We start from the raw sequence: 14,761 nt of genomic DNA, 5'->3' as shown, positions 1-14,761 counted from the left end.
CGGCCGCCCCGACATGGTCAGCGCCGCCGCCCTCTTGCGTGCGGGGACGGCGGCGCTGGCTAGACGGACACCTGCTCCTGCGTCGGAGCAGCCTCCACCGCTGCCTGGCGGCGGCGCAGCCACCACGACGCGGCGAAGATCAGCGCCATGGAGACGTACACCACCAGGGCGAACGGCGAGGCGAACAGGGCCGTGGGATCGTTTTGCGAGAGCTGCAGCGAGCGCCGCAGCTGCACCTCGAACATCGGTCCCAGGATCATCGCCACCACCATGGGCGCCACGGGATAGCCGTAGCGGCGCATGAAGTAGCCCAGGATGCCCACCACCAGCAGGATGCCGACGTCGCTCGGGGAGAAGTTCACCGAGAAGGCGCCCAGGGCGGCGAAGACCAGGATGCCCGCGTAGAGGTAGGGGCGCGGGATCTGCAGAATCTTCACCCACAGGCCCACCAGCGGCAGGTTCAGCACCAGCAACATAAGGTTCCCGACATACAGCGAGGCGATCAGGGTCCAGACAAGCGCGCCCTGGTTTTCGAACAGGAGCGGGCCGGGCTGGATCTGGTAGCGCTGGAAGGCCGTGAGCATCATGGCCGCGGTCGCCGTCGTCGGGATACCGAGGGTCAGCAACGGCACCAGGACACCGGCGGCCGCGGCGTTGTTGGCCGCTTCCGGTCCCGCCACGCCTTCGATCGCGCCCTTGCCGAACTGGGCCTTGTTGGCGCCCTTGGCCAGCTTCCGCTCGGCCGCGTAGGACAGGAACGTGGAGACGTCCGCGCCGCCTGCCGGGACGGTGCCGATCGGGAACCCGATGAAGGTTCCGCGCAACCACGGCTTCCAGGACCGCTTCCAGTCCTCCTTGGACAGCCAGGCGTTCTTGCCCTTGCTGACCGGGATGAGCTCCACGGGGCCGTGCCGCAGCTTGGAAGCGACGTAAAGCGCCTCGCCGAGCGCAAAGAGGCCCACGGCCACGAGGACCATGTCAATGCCGTCCACCAGGGTGGGGTTGTCGAACGTGAAGCGCTGCTGGGCCGTGCTGTCATCGATGCCGATCAGGCCGATGAACAGCCCCAGGGCCAGCGAGGCTAGGCCGCGCAGGACCGAGGCGCCCAACAGCGCTCCGACGGTCAAGAAGGCCACCACCATAAGGGCCACGTAGTCCACAGGGCCGAGGCCGACGGCGAAGTCGGCCACGACGGGCGCCAAGAAGGTCAGCAAGACTGTGGCGATGGTCCCGGCGATGAAGGATCCGATCGCCGCCGTCGCCAGGGCCGCCGCTCCCCTGCCGGCCTTGGCCATCTTGTTTCCTTCGAGCGCCGTGACGATCGAGGAGGACTCGCCCGGCGTGTTCAGCAGGATGGAGGTGGTGGAACCGCCGTACATGCCGCCGTAGTAAATCCCAGCGAACACGATCAGCGCCGCGGCGGGGTCCAGGGCATAGGTGATGGGCATGAGCAGGGCTACGGTCATGGCGGGGCCAATGCCGGGCAGCACACCGACGGCGGTGCCGACGAAGACCCCGCCCAGGGCGTAGAGCAGGTAGACCGGCTGCAGCGCGGTGCTGAATCCTTCGAGCAGGAGCATGAAGCTATCCATGGAAGAAGGGCACCCCCTCGAGCAGCGGCCCCGGCGGCAGGGAAACGCCCAGCAGCCCGCCGAAGACGTACTGCAGCACCAGCGCCAGGATCACGGACACGGTGATCGCCTTCCACAGGGGTTTGGCGTCCAGGGACCAGGCGGCACCGCTGAAGAGCACGGCCGCGGCCACCGGCCAGCCGGCCGGCTCGATCAGGAAGATGTGCAGCACCACGAAGCCCACCAGTTTGGCGAGGGCCACCCAGTCGGTCTTGGCCGTGACATCCAGGTCTTCGCTGTCCTCGGCCTGACCGACCTTGCCGCGAAGGACCTGCAGGACCACCCCGGCGCCGCACAGCACCAGCATGCCGCACACGATGTAGGGGAAGGCGCGCGGGCCGATGCCGGTCTCCGACGGCGGGATCGGAATGGATCCCGCCGTCGCCAGGCCCGCGATGCCCACGCTGACGAACACGAGGGCGAACAGGATCTCGCCCGTCGGCCGTTTGGCGGGCGTTGTTGCGAGAGAGGACATTCTTACTTGACCAGGCCGATCTGGGTCAGCGTGGTCTTGACCTTGGCGATGTCCTCGGTCAGGAAGGTCTTGAAGCCGTCGCCGGCCAGGAAGGCGTCGTCCCAGTTGTTCTTGGACAGCGTGGACTTCCAGGCCTCGGAGGCGTGCAGTTTGGTGACCACCTCGGTCAGCTTCGCCCGCTGGGCGTCGTCGATGGAGCCGGGCGCCACCACGCCGCGCCAGTTGGTCAGCACGACGTCGATCCCCTGGTCCTTGAGCGGCTTGACGCCGGGAAGCGCGGGGGCCTCGGCCTTGCCGGAGACGGCGAGCGCCCGGACCTTGCCGGCCTTGACCTGTTCGGCGTACTCGCCCACGCCGGAGATGCCGGCCTGGACCTTGTTGCCGAGCAGCGCCGCGATGGATTCGCCGCCGCCGGAGTAGCCGATGTAGTTCAGCTTGTCCGCCTCCACGCCCTGGGATTTCAGGATCTGCCCGGCCAGGATGTGGTCCGCGCCGCCGGCCGAGCCACCGGTGATGGCCACGCCTTTGCCGTTGGTCTTGATGTCCGCCACGAGGTCGGCGACGGTCTGGTACTTCGACTCCGCCGGCACCACGAGGACCAGCGGCTCTTCGGTGAGCCTCGCGATCGGGGTGGTGTCTTCGAGCCGGGTCTTGGCGCCGTTGGTCTCGACTGCACCCACCATGACGTAGCCCATCACCATGAGGGTGTTGACGTCCTTCTCGGTGGCCAGCTTGGCAAGTCCGTTGGTCCCGCCGCCGCCGCCGATGTTGGTGACCTGGGCAGAGGTGACGAGCTTGTTGGACTGCAGGTCCTGCTGCATGGCGCGCCCGGTCTGATCCCAGCCGCCGCCCGGGTTGGCCGGGACGATGATGCTGAGCTTCTTGATCGAGTCGGCGCCCGCGGACGAGCCGGCAGCCGTGCCGGTTCCGCTTCCTGCGCAGGCGGACATGGCCAGGACCGCTCCGACGGCTCCGGCGATGACGGCGGCGCGGCGGGTGTGGGTGGGCAGCGTGAATGAGGACCGCGTGAACGGGGACTGGGCAGACATGGTTTCTCCTTGAGCGAATGTGATGCACATCATTGGAATCACGTCACTGACCCTAGGAGCGCCCGGCGAAGGGCAATAGAATTTGGCCGTAGAGGTAGTAGTGGTCATATTGGTCACGGTTGCAGGCGTCTTATTGGCTGGCGGGCGGCATTCCCGATGCGAAACTTGTGACATGTTTCACAGAATTCCCCTACGGTTCCAGCTGGTCGCATTGCAGCTGGGCATCGTGCTGGCTGTCCTCACGGCGGTGGGGGCCGTGACCATCCGGATGCAGGAACAACAGCTCCGGGACGCGTACAAGGGCCGCCTGATCGGCGTGGCCGAAAGTGTTGCCCAGCTGCCCTCAGTCATCAACGCGTTCGGAACGCCGTCCCCGGCCCAGACCATCCAGCCGATCGCGGAAGTCATCCGGCAGGCCTCCAATGTCACCTATGTGGTGGTGACAGACCGGCACGGGGTCCGGCAGTCACACCCCAATCCGGCGGAAATCGGCCGCCCGGTCTCCACCGATCCCTCCGTTCCCCTGTCCGGCGAGATTTACGTGGGCACCCAGACGGGCACGCTGGGTGAGTCCTGGCGGGTGAAGGTTCCCATCTTCAATGCGGCCGGCACCGTGATCGGATCCGCATCCGTGGGGGTGCTGGAGAGCACCCTGGCCGCCGACCTCCATGAGGACATGCCGCAGCTATTCGGCTGGCTGCTCGGGGCGGCGCTGCTGAGTTCCCTGGGCGCGATGTACGTCTCGAAACTGGTCTGGCGGCGGATCTACAAGCTTGAGCCCGAGGACATCGCGGCCCTGCTGGAAACCCGCGACGCCATGCTCCACGGCCTGGGCGAAGGGCTCGTGGCGGTGGACGCCGACGGCAGGATCGCGCTGGTCAATGACGAGGCACGCCGCCTCCTCGGCTTGGCAGGGGACATCACCGGGACGCCCGCTGCGGCGAGCCTGGAACCGGCGGTCCTCCGCTTGCTCTCGGCCGGGTCCGCCACGGAGGAACTGGTGCTCTCGGGCGAGCGGATCCTGCTGGGCAAGGTAAATGCGGCCACCGTCGACGGCCGCGAAGTCGGCAAAGTGCTGATCCTGCGGGACCGCACGGAACTCCACACCGTCCTGCGGGACCGCGACGGCGCCGTGGACGTGACGCAGGCCCTCCGCGCCCAGGCGCACGAATTCGCCAACAAACTGCACGTCATTTCCGGGCTGCTGGAGCTCGGAAAGCAGGACAAGGCCATCGAATACCTGGGCCGCAGCCACAACGACGCCGTCTTCGCGAACCGGCCGGTCGCGCCCGGAATCACCGATCACGGGGTCCAGGCCCTGCTGATCGCCAAGTCCACAGTCTGCGCCGAGCGCGGCATCGAGATCATCGTCAGCCCGGATTCCCTGTGCTCCGCCGATGACTCGGGCGACGTCATCACGGTCCTGGGCAACCTGATCGACAACGCTGTGGACGCTGCCGGCTACGACAGCACCGTGGCCATCCGGCTGGGCGAGAGCGCCGACGGCGGGCGGACCATCGTGGTGGAGGACGACGGGCCCGGCGTCCCGGTGGCGGAACGCGCTAAAGTGTTCGAGCCCGGCGTGACCAGCAAGGAGGCCGAGGGAATCAACAGCCGCGGGTTTGGGCTGGCCCTGGTCCAGCGGGTTGCCAGCCGGCGCGGAGGCCGCGCGGCAGTCTCCTCATCGGCATTGGGCGGAGCCTGCTTCACTGTAGTGCTCCAGACGGGAGTGCTCCAGCCGGTAGTGCTCAAAACAATCGAGGCGGAACTACAGAAGCAATGAGCGCCATACGCACCCTCATCATTGACGATGACGTAGCAGTGGCCGGGATCCATCACGGGTTCCTGCTGGCACGCGGCGGATTCGACGTCGTGGCCATGGCCCACACCGGGCAGCAGGGCCTTGACCTGGCCGCGGAGCTCGGGCCGGAGCTGGTGTTGCTGGACATTCACCTGCCGGACATGTCCGGCCTGGACGTCTTGCAGCGGTTGCGCGGGCGCCGGCGGCCGGTGGATGTCCTGGTGATAACCGCGTCCCGGGAAATTGACACGGTCCGGGGCGCGATGGCCGGCGGGGTGCTGCACTACCTGGTCAAGCCCTTCTCCTCGCAGGCCTTGATCGAACGGCTGGACGAGTACGTGATGCTGCGGGAGGAACTGGCCGCCGGCGCGGCCGGACCGCTGGACCAGGCAAGCATTGACCGCCTGGTGGCTCCCTCCCGCCGGTCGGCGGCGGCGGAAACACCGGCGGGACAGTCTGTGCAGCCGGAGCCGCCGGGCCAGCCTGTCCTGCGGCTGCCCAAGGGACTCTCCCGGCCCACCCTGGACGCGGTGATCGAGGCGCTGAAGGCCAGCCCGGAGGACGTCTCCGCCGCCGGCTTGGCGCTGCAGCTGGGCCTGTCCCGGGTCAGTGCCCGCCGTTACCTGGAGTACCTCGTGATTCACGGCCATGCCCGGCTGACGCCCCGCTACGGCGCGGCGGGCCGGCCGGAGAACCGCTACCTCTGGCGCCGCTGAGGCTGCGCAGATCAGGACCGAACTCTGGAACCGACGTCGAGAACCGCGTCGAGCAACCGACGTCCAGAACCGCGTCTAGGACCCGACGTCCAGAACCGCGTCTAGGACCCGACGTGGCCCGCGCGGCGCAGCGTGGACGCGGCGTGCTTGAGGATGGGTCCGTCGATCATCTTGCCCTTGAACTGGAACACACCCGTGCCTGCGGCGGAGGCGGCGTCGAGCAGCTCGGCCGCGGCTGAGACGTCGGCCTCGGTTGGGGCGTAGGCTTCGCGGACCACGGCCACCTGGTCCGGGTGGATGCAGGCTTTCGACGAGAATCCGGACGCCACGGCGTCACGGGACTCGAGGGCCAGCCCGGCCAGGTCCGGGATGTTGACATAGACGGCGTCGATCGCATCCTTGCCGAAGGCGCCGGCGGCCAGCAGCACGCTGGAGCGGGCCTGCAGCGCAACGGCCCGGTAGCCGCCGGTTTCCGTCCTGCTGGAGGTTCCGCCGAGCGACGCCAGCAGGTCCTCCGCACCCCACATCAGGGCCACCACATTGGGTTCGGCGGCGATGGCAGCGGCGTTGAGGACGCCCGCAGCCGTCTCGCAGAGGGCAATCACGCTGTAGCCTGCGAGCTCCTTCAGCTGGGCGGCGCTTTCCGCCTTGGCCAGCATGACGTGCCGGTAAGGGGTGTGCTTGAGGCAGTGCAGGTCCTTCTCGAACTCGTCCGTGCCCGCCGGGTTGACCCGGATGATCGTGCGGCTCGGATCCAGTTCCGGGACGTCGCCGGTGGCGCCGAGTTGGGCGAGGATGGCGCCACGGGCCCGCTGCTTGTCGGCCGGGGCGACAGCGTCCTCGAGGTCCACGATCACGGTGTCGGAGCGCTCGGCGGCTTTCTGGTACCGCTCGGGGCGGTCGGCGGGGCAGAACAGCAGGGCAGGGCCCATCAGGAAACTCATGTCTCTATTGTCCCCTTTTGCGCGGCTTCCAGCTCGGCCGCTGCGTGTGCCTCGCGTGTCCACATCAGGCAACTGCGGGCGGCGAGTGCTACCACGTCCCCGTGCTGGTTCCGCCCGGTGTGCTGCATAGTCACGATGCCCTGGCCAGGCCGGGACGCGGACAGCCGTTTCCCGGTGACCACTGTCTCCGTGTACAGGGTGTCCCCGTGGTACAGAGGGTGCGGAAAGGACACATCCGTCAGGCCCAGCTGGGCGATGATGGTGCCCTGGGTCAGCTGCGGCACGGACTGGCCCACCACGGTGGCCAGGGTGAACATCGAATTCATCAGCCGCTGGCCGAAGGGCTGCCCGGCGCTCCAGGCCGCGTCGAGGTGCAGGGCCTGGGTGTTCATGGTCATGGTGGTGAACAAGACGTTGTCCGTCTCCGTCACGGTCCGGCCCGGCCGGTGGGCGTAGACCACGCCCTCCTCCAGCTCATCGAAATAGAGGCCGCGCTGCTCGATCACCTTGGCACTGCCGGGTACGGGGCTGGGGGCGGATCGGTCAACGTCACTCATACGGTCAGTTCCTGGTCTTCCTCAAAGAGTTCGGCTCCGGTGGCCGCCACGACGTCCTCCACGGACACGTTGGGGGCCAGTTCGCGCAGCACCAGCCTGGGCGGCCCGGCGTCGGTCACGACGTCGATCACGGCGAGGTCGGTGATGATCCTGTCCACGCAGCCCTTGCCGGTCAGCGGCAGGGTGCAGGTCTCCACGATTTTCGGCCTGCCGCTGCGGTCCACGTGATCCATCATCACGATCACCTTCTTGGCCCCGAACACAAGGTCCATCGCGCCGCCCATGCCCTTGACCATCTTGCCGGGGATCATCCAGTTGGCGAGGTCGCCGTTGACGGCGACCTCCATGGCGCCGAGCACGGCCACATCGACGTGGCCGCCCCGGATCATGCCGAAGGACGCGGCGGAATCGAAGAACGCCGCGCCCTTGTTGACCGTGACGGTTTCCTTGCCGGCATTGATCAGGTCCGGATCGATCTCGTCCTCGGCCGGGTAGGGCCCCACGCCCAGGATGCCGTTCTCCGAATGCAGCACCACCTCGACGCCGGCCGGAATGTAGTTGGGGATCAGCGTCGGCATGCCGATGCCGAGGTTGACGTACTGGCCGTTGTGCAGCTCCTGCGCCACCCGGGCGGCGAGTTCGTTGCGGGTCCAGCCCTTGCTCTCGACACCGGCGGGATGTTCGACGGCGGAGCGCCGGTATTCGTGCCGCACCGCCTCAGGACGGGGCGGGGCCTCTTGAGCCTTGTTCGTTTCCACGGCTATGCTCCTGCCTGCTCGGGTGACTGTTTTGGTGCGCCGAAGGCGCCGGTGGTCACCGCAACCGTCCGCTTCTCAATGCGTTTCTCCCCCTGCGGGGCCAGCACGACGCGCTGGACGAAGATCCCCGGGACGTGGACGTGCTCCGGGTCCAGCTCCCCCGGCTGCACGAGTTCCTCGACCTCGGCGATTGTGATCTTCCCGGCCATGGCGCACAGCGGGTTGAAATTCATGGCGGTGGCGTGGAAGACGAGGTTGCCGTGGCGGTCACCCTTCCAGGCATGGACGAGGCCGAAGTCGGGCGTGAGCGATTCCTCCAGCACGTAGTCGGCGCCGTGGAAGCTGCGGACTTCCTTCGGGGCGGAGGCGATCGCGACGTTGCCGTCGCGATCGTACTTCTGCGGCAGGCCGCCGTCGGACACCTGGGTACCGACGCCGGCCGGCGTGTAGAAGGCGGGAATGCCGGCGCCGCCGGCGCGCAGCTTTTCGGCCAGCGTGCCCTGCGGGGTGAGGACCACCTCCAGTTCGCCGGCGAGGTATTGCCGGGCGAACTCCTTGTTCTCCCCCACGTAGGAGCTGATGGTGCGCCGGATCCGGCCGTCCTTGAGCAGGATTCCGAGGCCCCAGTCGTCAACGCCGCAGTTGTTGCTCACGGTTTCCAGGTCCGTGGCGCCGCGCTCGTGGAGGGCCTCAATCAGGGTCACGGGGATGCCGCAGAGCCCGAACCCGCCGACGGCGAGGGAGGCGCCGTCGTGGATGTCCGCGACTGCCTCGGCGGCGCTGGCAACAACTTTGTTGATCATCGGAGATCCTTCCGGCCGGCTACAGTCCCAGTTCGCGGGCGATCAGCATCAGCTGGACCTCCGTAGTGCCCTCGCCGACTTCAAGGATCTTGGAGTCGCGGTAGTGGCGCGCCACGGTGAATTCGTTGATGAAGCCATAGCCGCCGAACACCTGGGTGGCGTCCCGCGCGTTGTCCATGGCTGCCTCGCCTGCGACCATCTTAGCGATGGCCGCCTGCGTCTTGAACGGCTTGCCGGCAAGCATCCGGGCGGCCGCGTCGTAGTAGGCCAGCCGGGCCGTGTGGGCGCGTGCCTCCATCCGGGCGATCTTGAACGCGATGGCCTGGTACTTGCCGATGTTCTGCCCGAATGCGCTGCGTTCCTTGGCGTATTTCACCGACTGGTCCACGCAGCCCTGGGCCGCGCCGACGGCCAGGGCCGCGATCGCGATCCGGCCCTCGTCCAGGATGGAGAGGAAGTTGGCGTAGCCGCGGCCCTGGGTGCCCAGCAGGTTTGCCTCGGGGACGTGGACGTTGTTGAGCGTCAGCGGGTGGGTGTCCGAGGCGTTCCAGCCGACCTTGTTGTAGGCCTTCTCGGCTGTGAATCCCGGGGTGTTGGTGGGCACCAGGATGGTGGAGATTTCCTTCTTGATGCTGCCGTCAGAGCGTTCCTCCTGCCCGGTCACCGCGGTGACAGTGACGAGCTTGGTGATGTCCGTGCCGGAGTTGGTGATGAACTCCTTGTTGCCGTTGATGACCCACTCTCCGCCGCCGAGCTTGGCGGTGGTCTTGGTGCCACCGGCGTCCGAGCCGGCTTCCGGCTCGGTCAGGCCGAAGCCGGCGAGCGCCTTGCCGGAGGCCAGCAGCGGCAGCCACTCCTCCTTTTGGGCGGCGTTGCCGAAGCGGTGGATCGGCATGGCGCCGAGGGAGACGCCGGCCTCGAGGGTGATGGCGACGGACTGGTCCACCCGGCCAAGCTGTTCAAGGGCAAGGGCCAGGGCGAAGTAGTCCCCGCCCATGCCGCCGAATTCTTCCGGGAACGGCAGGCCAAACAGGCCCATGTCGGCCATCTGGGAGACGATCTCGTAGGGGAAGCTGTGTTCCTCGTCGTGCTTGGCGGAGACCGGGGCCACTACTTCGTCGGCGAATTCGCGGACGGTGTTGCTGAGGTCCTGGTAGTCCTCGCTGAGTTCAAAATCTGCCATGGGGTGACTCCTGTGTCTGAGGTACTTCTGTGGTCTGTTGAAACGGGTGTTGGCTGCGGGTGGTTATCCCCTTGTGTCAGTACGGTGAGGTCATTCGGCCGCGCCCATCGCGATGACGGCTTCCTCGATCGTGTCCTCGGCCGCATTCTCCGCCGAAGGCGGTCCTGCCGGGACAGCCGGGTGGATCGTCGCGAGCACCTGGTCTGCCTTGACGAGGTCGCCGGACCCGACGCTGATGTGGACGGTTCCGTCGAGGGGCGCCACAAGCTGGTGCTCCATCTTCATCGCCTCCACGGAGAGCAGGACCTGGCCGGCCTCCACGGTGTCGCCGTTGCTGACGGACACGGACACCACGGTGCCGGGCATCGGCGAGCGCACGGCCGGGTCGGCGGCGCCTTCCTCGCGTTCGATGGCCGCCAGCACCCTCGCCAGCCGGGCTTCCCGGCTGAGCACCTCGAGGCGGCAGGACCAGCCCTCGTTGCCGAGGAAGATTTCGGTGGGCACCGGGTTATAGGGTTCCGGGGTCACGGGTCCGCGGTGGACCGGCACGAGCGCGTAGGTGCGGGATTCATCGCCCAGACTCAACTCCGCGTGGCCTCGACTGGAGGAACGCATTGATGCCGAGCGCCGTGGGCCGCCGTTGACTGCCACAGTCGCCGTCCCCTGCGCCAACGAGCCAAGCACCTCAGCCGTGGCCATACCGCCGTCGGGCGTGCCCAGACTGATCCGGCGCGGAGCAGGTACACCGAGCCTCCACCCGTCACGGCGATGCCAGGGGCCTTTCCCGGCGTCCTGCGTTTCAGGCTCATGCATCGCCGCGGCGAAGACGGCAGCAGCGGCCACCTCGAAGTCGCCGGCATGCCGGAAAGAGAACTCCGGCATTTTCCGTTCGATCAGGCCGGTGTCCAGCCGGCCTGCCCGGACGTCGGCGTCGTTGATCAGCAGCCGCAGGTATTCGACGTTCGTGTCGATGCCCAGCGCGGTAAACCCGGCGAGTGCCCGGTCCAGGGTGTCCAAGGCATCCGCCCGGTCCTCGCCCCACGCGATGACCTTGGAGATCATCGGGTCGTAGTTCGAAGTGATCTCGAGGCCATCCAGCAGCGCCGAGTCCACCCGGACACGGCCCCCGCCGGCCGCGACCTCGACCAGCGCGGGGGCGCTTGGCCGTTGTGCGGGGCCAGGCAATTCATTAAGGAGCAGCACCGTCCCGATGGACGGCAGGAAGTTCTTCTCCGGGATTTCGGCGTAGACGCGCGCCTCCACGGAGTGTCCGGTGAGGACGACGTCGTCCTGGGTCACGGTGAGTTGCTCGCCAGCGGCGATGCGGACCTGCCATTCGACGAGGTCGACGCCGGTGACCATCTCGGTGACCGGGTGCTCGACCTGCAGGCGGGTGTTCATTTCCATGAAGAAGAACTCGTCCGGGGCGTTGTCCGAGACCAGGAATTCCACGGTGCCGGCGCCGGAGTAGTTGACGCTGCGCGCGGCGTTGCAGGCGGCCTCGCCGAGCCGGGCCCGGATCTCCGCGCCGTCGGGCAGGGATTCCAATAGCGGGGACGGGGCTTCCTCGATGACCTTCTGGTGGCGGCGCTGCAGCGAGCACTCGCGCTCCCCCAGATGGATGACGTTGCCGTGGTTGTCGGCGAGGACCTGGACCTCGATGTGCCGCGGAGTGAGCACCAGCCGTTCCAGGAACAGGGTGTCGTCGCCGAAGGCACTGGCGGCGACGCGGCGGGCGGTGGCCAGGGTGGCTTCGAGGTCCTCGGGCCGTTCGACGATGTGCATGCCCTTGCCGCCGCCACCGGCAGAGGGCTTGATCAGCAACGGGAAGCCGACGCCGGCTGCGGCCTCGATGAGCTGCGCGTCGGTCATGCCCGGTTCGGCGATGCCCGGGACCACCGGGACGCCGTAGCCGGTGACGTGGTTCTTGGAGCGGATCTTGTCGCCCATGACGTTCAGGGATTCGACGCCGGGGCCGATGAACGTGATCCCGGCCCCTTGGAGGGCCCGGGCGAAGTCGACGTTCTCGCTCAGGAAGCCATAGCCCGGGTGCACGGCCTCGGCCCCGGTGTCGCGGCAGGCCTGGAGGATGGCCTCAATCTTGAGGTAGCTCTCGGCGGCGGCGGCCGGGCCGATCCGGACGGCGACGTCGGCCTCCCGCACGTGCCGGGCGCCGGCGTCGGCGTCGGAATAGACGGCGACCGAACGGATCCCCAGGGCGCGCAGGGTCCGGATGACGCGGCAGGCGATCTCGCCGCGGTTGGCGACCAGGACGGTGCCGAACAGGGGCTTCCCGGCGGCAGGGTTGGCGGACGGTGAACTCGTCGTCGGTGAAGAAGTAATCATTGCTGGCTCACATCCGGAACAGGCCGAAGGAGGTCTCCGGCAGCGGGGTGCGGGAGACGACGTCGAGCGCGAGTCCCAGGACGGTGCGGGTGTCCGCGGGGTCAATCACGCCGTCATCCCAGAGGCGGGCGGTGGAGTAGTAGGGGCTGCCCTGGTCCTCGTACTGCTGTTTGATGGGCGCCTTGAAGGCTTCCTCGTCCGCGGCGGACCATTCCTCGCCGCGGGCCTCGTACTGGTCCCGCTTCACGGTGGCCAGCACGCTGGAGGCCTGGTTGCCGCCCATGACAGAGATCCGCGACGCCGGCCACATCCACAGGAACCGCGGCGAATAGGCCCGCCCGCACATCGAGTAGTTCCCGGCACCGAAGGACCCGCCGATCACCACCGTGAGCTTGGGGACCCGGGCGGTAGCGACGGCCGTGACCATCTTGGCGCCGTTCTTCGCGATCCCGCCCTGCTCATAGTCCTTGCCGACCATGAAGCCGGAAAGGTTCTGCAGGAAGATCAGCGGGATCCCGCGCTGATCGCAGAGTTCGATGAAGTGCGCGCCTTTGAGCGAGGACTCGCTGAACAGCACGCCGTTGTTGGCCACGATGCCCACCGGGTGGCCGTGCAGCTTCGCGAAGCCGGTGACCAGGGTGGTGCCGTAGTTCTTCTTGAACTCGTGGAACTTGCTGCCGTCAACCAGCCGGGCGATGACCTCGTGCACGTCGTACTGGGCGTTGACGTCCGTGGGAACGGCGCCGTAGAGCTCATCCGGGTCCGCAACGGGTTCGACGACGGTGTCCACGTCCCAGACGGGTGCGGCCGGCCGCGGCAACGTGGCCACGATGTCCCGGACGATCTGGAGGGCATGCTCATCGTTCTCGGCCAGGTGGTCCGTGACCCCGGAGATTTTCGAGTGCACGTCGCCGCCGCCGAGTTCCTCGGCCGTGACGATCTCGCCGATCGCGGCCTTCACCAGGGGCGGCCCGCCCAGGAAGATGGTGCCCTGGTTGCGGACAATCACGGTCTCGTCGCTCATCGCGGGGACATAGGCGCCGCCGGCGGTGCAGGAGCCCATGACGGAGGCGATCTGCGGGATTTTCGCCGCCGACATCCTGGCCTGGTTGAAGAAGATCCGGCCGAAGTGTTCCTTGTCCGGGAAGACCTCGTCCTGCTTGGGCAGGAACGCGCCGCCCGAGTCCACGAGGTAGATGCAGGGCAGCCGGTTCTCCAGGGCGATTTCCTGCGCCCGGAGATGCTTCTTCACCGTCATCGGATAGTACGTGCCGCCCTTGACCGTGGCGTCGTTGGAAATGACCAGCACCTGCCGGCCGTGCACCAGGCCGATCCCGGCGATGACGCCGGCACCGGGCGAATCGCCGTCGTACATGCCGTCCGCCGCCAGCGGGGCGATTTCCAGGAAGGGGCTGCCGTCATCGAGCAGCCGGTCAATGCGCTCGCGCGGCAGGAGCTTGCCGCGGGCCACGTGGCGTTCCCGGGACTTTGCCGGCCCGCCCAGCGCTGCGGCGGCGAGCCGTTCCCTCAACTCGCCGGCCAGCCCCAGCTGGGCCTCCCGGTTCGCGGCATAGGCTGTGCTCGTCGCATTCAACCGGCTGGCGATTGTCTCCATTGACTGCTTCCGTTCCCTGACCTGCGTGCCGGACCGGCAGCTTAGGCCGCCCGGCCATTTCGGTTAGTACCGCATAACTGAGATTTAGGTTAGTCTCTATTAACTGTGATGTCCAACACAGGGACCATTTGCAACGAGGGGATGCGCCGGTGACCGAGCCCAGCCAGACCGCCCAGCTTCCGTCAGCCCAGGCAGCCTCCACCCAAGCAGCCTCGACTCAGGCAACGTCAACACAGCGCAGCCAGGCCAAGGCGAACAGGCGGCAGGCCCTCTTATCCGCCGCCGCCGCGCTCTTCGCCCTCGAGGGCTTCAACCGCGTGTCCCTGGAGGATCTGGGCGCCGCGGCCGGTGTGAGCGGGCCCGCGGTATACCGCCACTTCGCCGGGAAGCAGGCCGTCCTCGGCGCGCTGCTGCTCAGCGTCAGCAAGGACCTGCTCGACGGCGGCCGCAAGGTGGTGGCCGATGCCGACGGCGACCTGGCGGCGCTGGGCGGCCTCGTGGCCTTCCACGTCGACTTTGCCCTGAGCAACCCGGACGTCATCCGGGTCCAGGACCAGGACTTCAGCAACCTGGCCGGCGAGGACCAGGCGGAAGTCCGCACGCTCCAGCGCAGCTACGTTGAGCTCTGGGTGGACGTGCTGGCCGGACTGCACGAGGGCACGGAGTCCGCCGAACTGCGGATGCGGGCCCATGCCACCTTCGGTCTGATCAACTCGACCCCGCACTCGGTGCGCAGCCACGGGCGCCGGATCGGCGTCCGCCGCGCCCGCCCGTTGCTGGAAAGCATGGCATTGGCCGCGCTCATGGCACCGGTCATCCTGCCCGAACCCTGACCGGTTCCCCGCCCGGCCCGGGCGCACTCCCAAGGGCACTCTTCCCGGGG

At 67.8% G+C, this 14,761-nt stretch carries 13 protein-coding genes; 3 read left to right on the top strand and 10 right to left on the bottom strand.

The genetic code is table 11. The features are described 5' to 3' along the window. Positions 1–59: 59 nt before the first annotated feature. From ACFRJ8_RS11170 to ACFRJ8_RS11160, 3 genes are read right to left on the bottom strand one after another with little or no spacing between them, the layout of a single operon-like run. A complete protein-coding gene (locus tag ACFRJ8_RS11170) occupies positions 60–1,592 on the bottom strand; it encodes a tripartite tricarboxylate transporter permease (RefSeq protein ID WP_377986215.1) in 1,533 nt (510 codons plus the stop codon). Then, on the bottom strand, positions 1,585–2,106 hold the full coding sequence (locus ACFRJ8_RS11165) for a tripartite tricarboxylate transporter TctB family protein (protein WP_377986213.1): 522 nt from the start codon (positions 2,104–2,106) through the stop codon (positions 1,585–1,587). Before ACFRJ8_RS11165 ends, ACFRJ8_RS11170 begins: the two co-directional genes overlap by 8 nt. Positions 2,107–2,108: 2 nt before the next feature. Next, positions 2,109–3,155: a Bug family tripartite tricarboxylate transporter substrate binding protein gene (locus ACFRJ8_RS11160; RefSeq protein WP_377986211.1), complete on the bottom strand. Its 1,047-nt coding sequence runs from the start codon at positions 3,153–3,155 to the stop codon at positions 2,109–2,111. A gap of 172 nt (positions 3,156–3,327) precedes the next feature. On the opposite strand from ACFRJ8_RS11160, the gene ACFRJ8_RS11155 reads away from it, so the two are divergent. Both ACFRJ8_RS11155 and ACFRJ8_RS11150 read left to right on the top strand, forming a co-directional pair. After that, positions 3,328–4,938, top strand: a complete 1,611-nt coding sequence (locus ACFRJ8_RS11155) for an ATP-binding protein (RefSeq protein ID WP_377986210.1) — start codon at positions 3,328–3,330, stop codon at positions 4,936–4,938. Continuing rightward, entirely contained in the window at positions 4,935–5,672 is a 738-nt protein-coding gene (locus tag ACFRJ8_RS11150) for a response regulator (RefSeq protein ID WP_377986208.1), read from the top strand. Before ACFRJ8_RS11155 ends, ACFRJ8_RS11150 begins: the two co-directional genes overlap by 4 nt. Before the next feature lie 101 nt (positions 5,673–5,773). Here the strand turns inward: ACFRJ8_RS11150 and ACFRJ8_RS11145 are convergent, their stop codons facing one another. The 7 genes from ACFRJ8_RS11145 to ACFRJ8_RS11115 form a co-directional block, all read right to left on the bottom strand. Then, positions 5,774–6,616 (bottom strand): HpcH/HpaI aldolase/citrate lyase family protein, encoded by an 843-nt coding sequence (locus ACFRJ8_RS11145; protein WP_377986207.1) that lies wholly within the window; start codon positions 6,614–6,616, stop codon positions 5,774–5,776. Beyond that, the gene (locus ACFRJ8_RS11140) at positions 6,613–7,173 is read right to left on the bottom strand and encodes a MaoC family dehydratase (protein WP_377986205.1); all 561 of its coding nucleotides are present in this window, start codon (positions 7,171–7,173) and stop codon (positions 6,613–6,615) included. The genes ACFRJ8_RS11145 and ACFRJ8_RS11140 overlap by 4 nt, the downstream gene beginning before the upstream one ends. Continuing rightward, complete coding sequence (locus tag ACFRJ8_RS11135) at positions 7,170–7,931, bottom strand: CoA transferase subunit B (protein ID WP_377986203.1); 762 nt, start codon at positions 7,929–7,931, stop codon at positions 7,170–7,172. Before ACFRJ8_RS11135 ends, ACFRJ8_RS11140 begins: the two co-directional genes overlap by 4 nt. Before the next feature lie 2 nt (positions 7,932–7,933). After that, positions 7,934–8,734, bottom strand: coding sequence for a CoA transferase subunit A (locus tag ACFRJ8_RS11130; RefSeq protein WP_377986200.1), 801 nt, complete (start codon positions 8,732–8,734; stop codon positions 7,934–7,936). 19 nt (positions 8,735–8,753) lie between these two features. Next, positions 8,754–9,917 carry an acyl-CoA dehydrogenase family protein gene (locus tag ACFRJ8_RS11125; RefSeq protein ID WP_377986198.1) on the bottom strand — a complete coding sequence of 388 codons (1,164 nt, stop codon included), beginning with the start codon at positions 9,915–9,917 and terminating at the stop codon, positions 8,754–8,756. A gap of 90 nt (positions 9,918–10,007) precedes the next feature. Beyond that, on the bottom strand, positions 10,008–12,263 hold the full coding sequence (locus ACFRJ8_RS11120; protein WP_377986196.1) for an acetyl/propionyl/methylcrotonyl-CoA carboxylase subunit alpha: 2,256 nt from the start codon (positions 12,261–12,263) through the stop codon (positions 10,008–10,010). Positions 12,264–12,270: 7 nt separating this feature from the next. After that, positions 12,271–13,878, bottom strand: coding sequence for a carboxyl transferase domain-containing protein (locus ACFRJ8_RS11115; RefSeq protein ID WP_377986194.1), 1,608 nt, complete (start codon positions 13,876–13,878; stop codon positions 12,271–12,273). A 149-nt stretch (positions 13,879–14,027) separates the two neighbouring features. On the opposite strand from ACFRJ8_RS11115, the gene ACFRJ8_RS11110 reads away from it, so the two are divergent. After that, the gene (locus tag ACFRJ8_RS11110) at positions 14,028–14,711 is read left to right on the top strand and encodes a TetR/AcrR family transcriptional regulator (RefSeq protein ID WP_377986192.1); all 684 of its coding nucleotides are present in this window, start codon (positions 14,028–14,030) and stop codon (positions 14,709–14,711) included. Positions 14,712–14,761: the final 50 nt, after the last annotated feature.

This window comes from Arthrobacter sp. NPDC056886, assembly GCF_042788715.1.
Lineage (GTDB): Bacteria > Actinomycetota > Actinomycetes > Actinomycetales > Micrococcaceae > Arthrobacter.
This window is presented reverse-complemented; position numbering and strand designations above follow the sequence as displayed.

Bases quoted from the DNA above. Each gene is read 5' to 3' on its own strand.
- ACFRJ8_RS11170 (WP_377986215.1), bottom strand. From the start codon at position 1,592: ATGGATAGCTTCATGCTCCTGCTCGAAGGATTCAGCACCGCGCTGCAG.
- ACFRJ8_RS11165 (WP_377986213.1), bottom strand. From the start codon at position 2,106: ATGTCCTCTCTCGCAACAACGCCCGCCAAACGGCCGACGGGCGAGATC.
- ACFRJ8_RS11160 (WP_377986211.1), bottom strand. From the start codon at position 3,155: ATGTCTGCCCAGTCCCCGTTCACGCGGTCCTCATTCACGCTGCCCACC.
- ACFRJ8_RS11155 (WP_377986210.1), top strand. From the start codon at position 3,328: ATGTTTCACAGAATTCCCCTACGGTTCCAGCTGGTCGCATTGCAGCTG.
- ACFRJ8_RS11150 (WP_377986208.1), top strand. From the start codon at position 4,935: ATGAGCGCCATACGCACCCTCATCATTGACGATGACGTAGCAGTGGCC.
- ACFRJ8_RS11145 (WP_377986207.1), bottom strand. From the start codon at position 6,616: ATGAGTTTCCTGATGGGCCCTGCCCTGCTGTTCTGCCCCGCCGACCGC.
- ACFRJ8_RS11140 (WP_377986205.1), bottom strand. From the start codon at position 7,173: ATGAGTGACGTTGACCGATCCGCCCCCAGCCCCGTACCCGGCAGTGCC.
- ACFRJ8_RS11130 (WP_377986200.1), bottom strand. From the start codon at position 8,734: ATGATCAACAAAGTTGTTGCCAGCGCCGCCGAGGCAGTCGCGGACATC.
- ACFRJ8_RS11125 (WP_377986198.1), bottom strand. From the start codon at position 9,917: ATGGCAGATTTTGAACTCAGCGAGGACTACCAGGACCTCAGCAACACC.
- ACFRJ8_RS11120 (WP_377986196.1), bottom strand. From the start codon at position 12,263: ATGATTACTTCTTCACCGACGACGAGTTCACCGTCCGCCAACCCTGCC.
- ACFRJ8_RS11115 (WP_377986194.1), bottom strand. From the start codon at position 13,878: ATGGAGACAATCGCCAGCCGGTTGAATGCGACGAGCACAGCCTATGCC.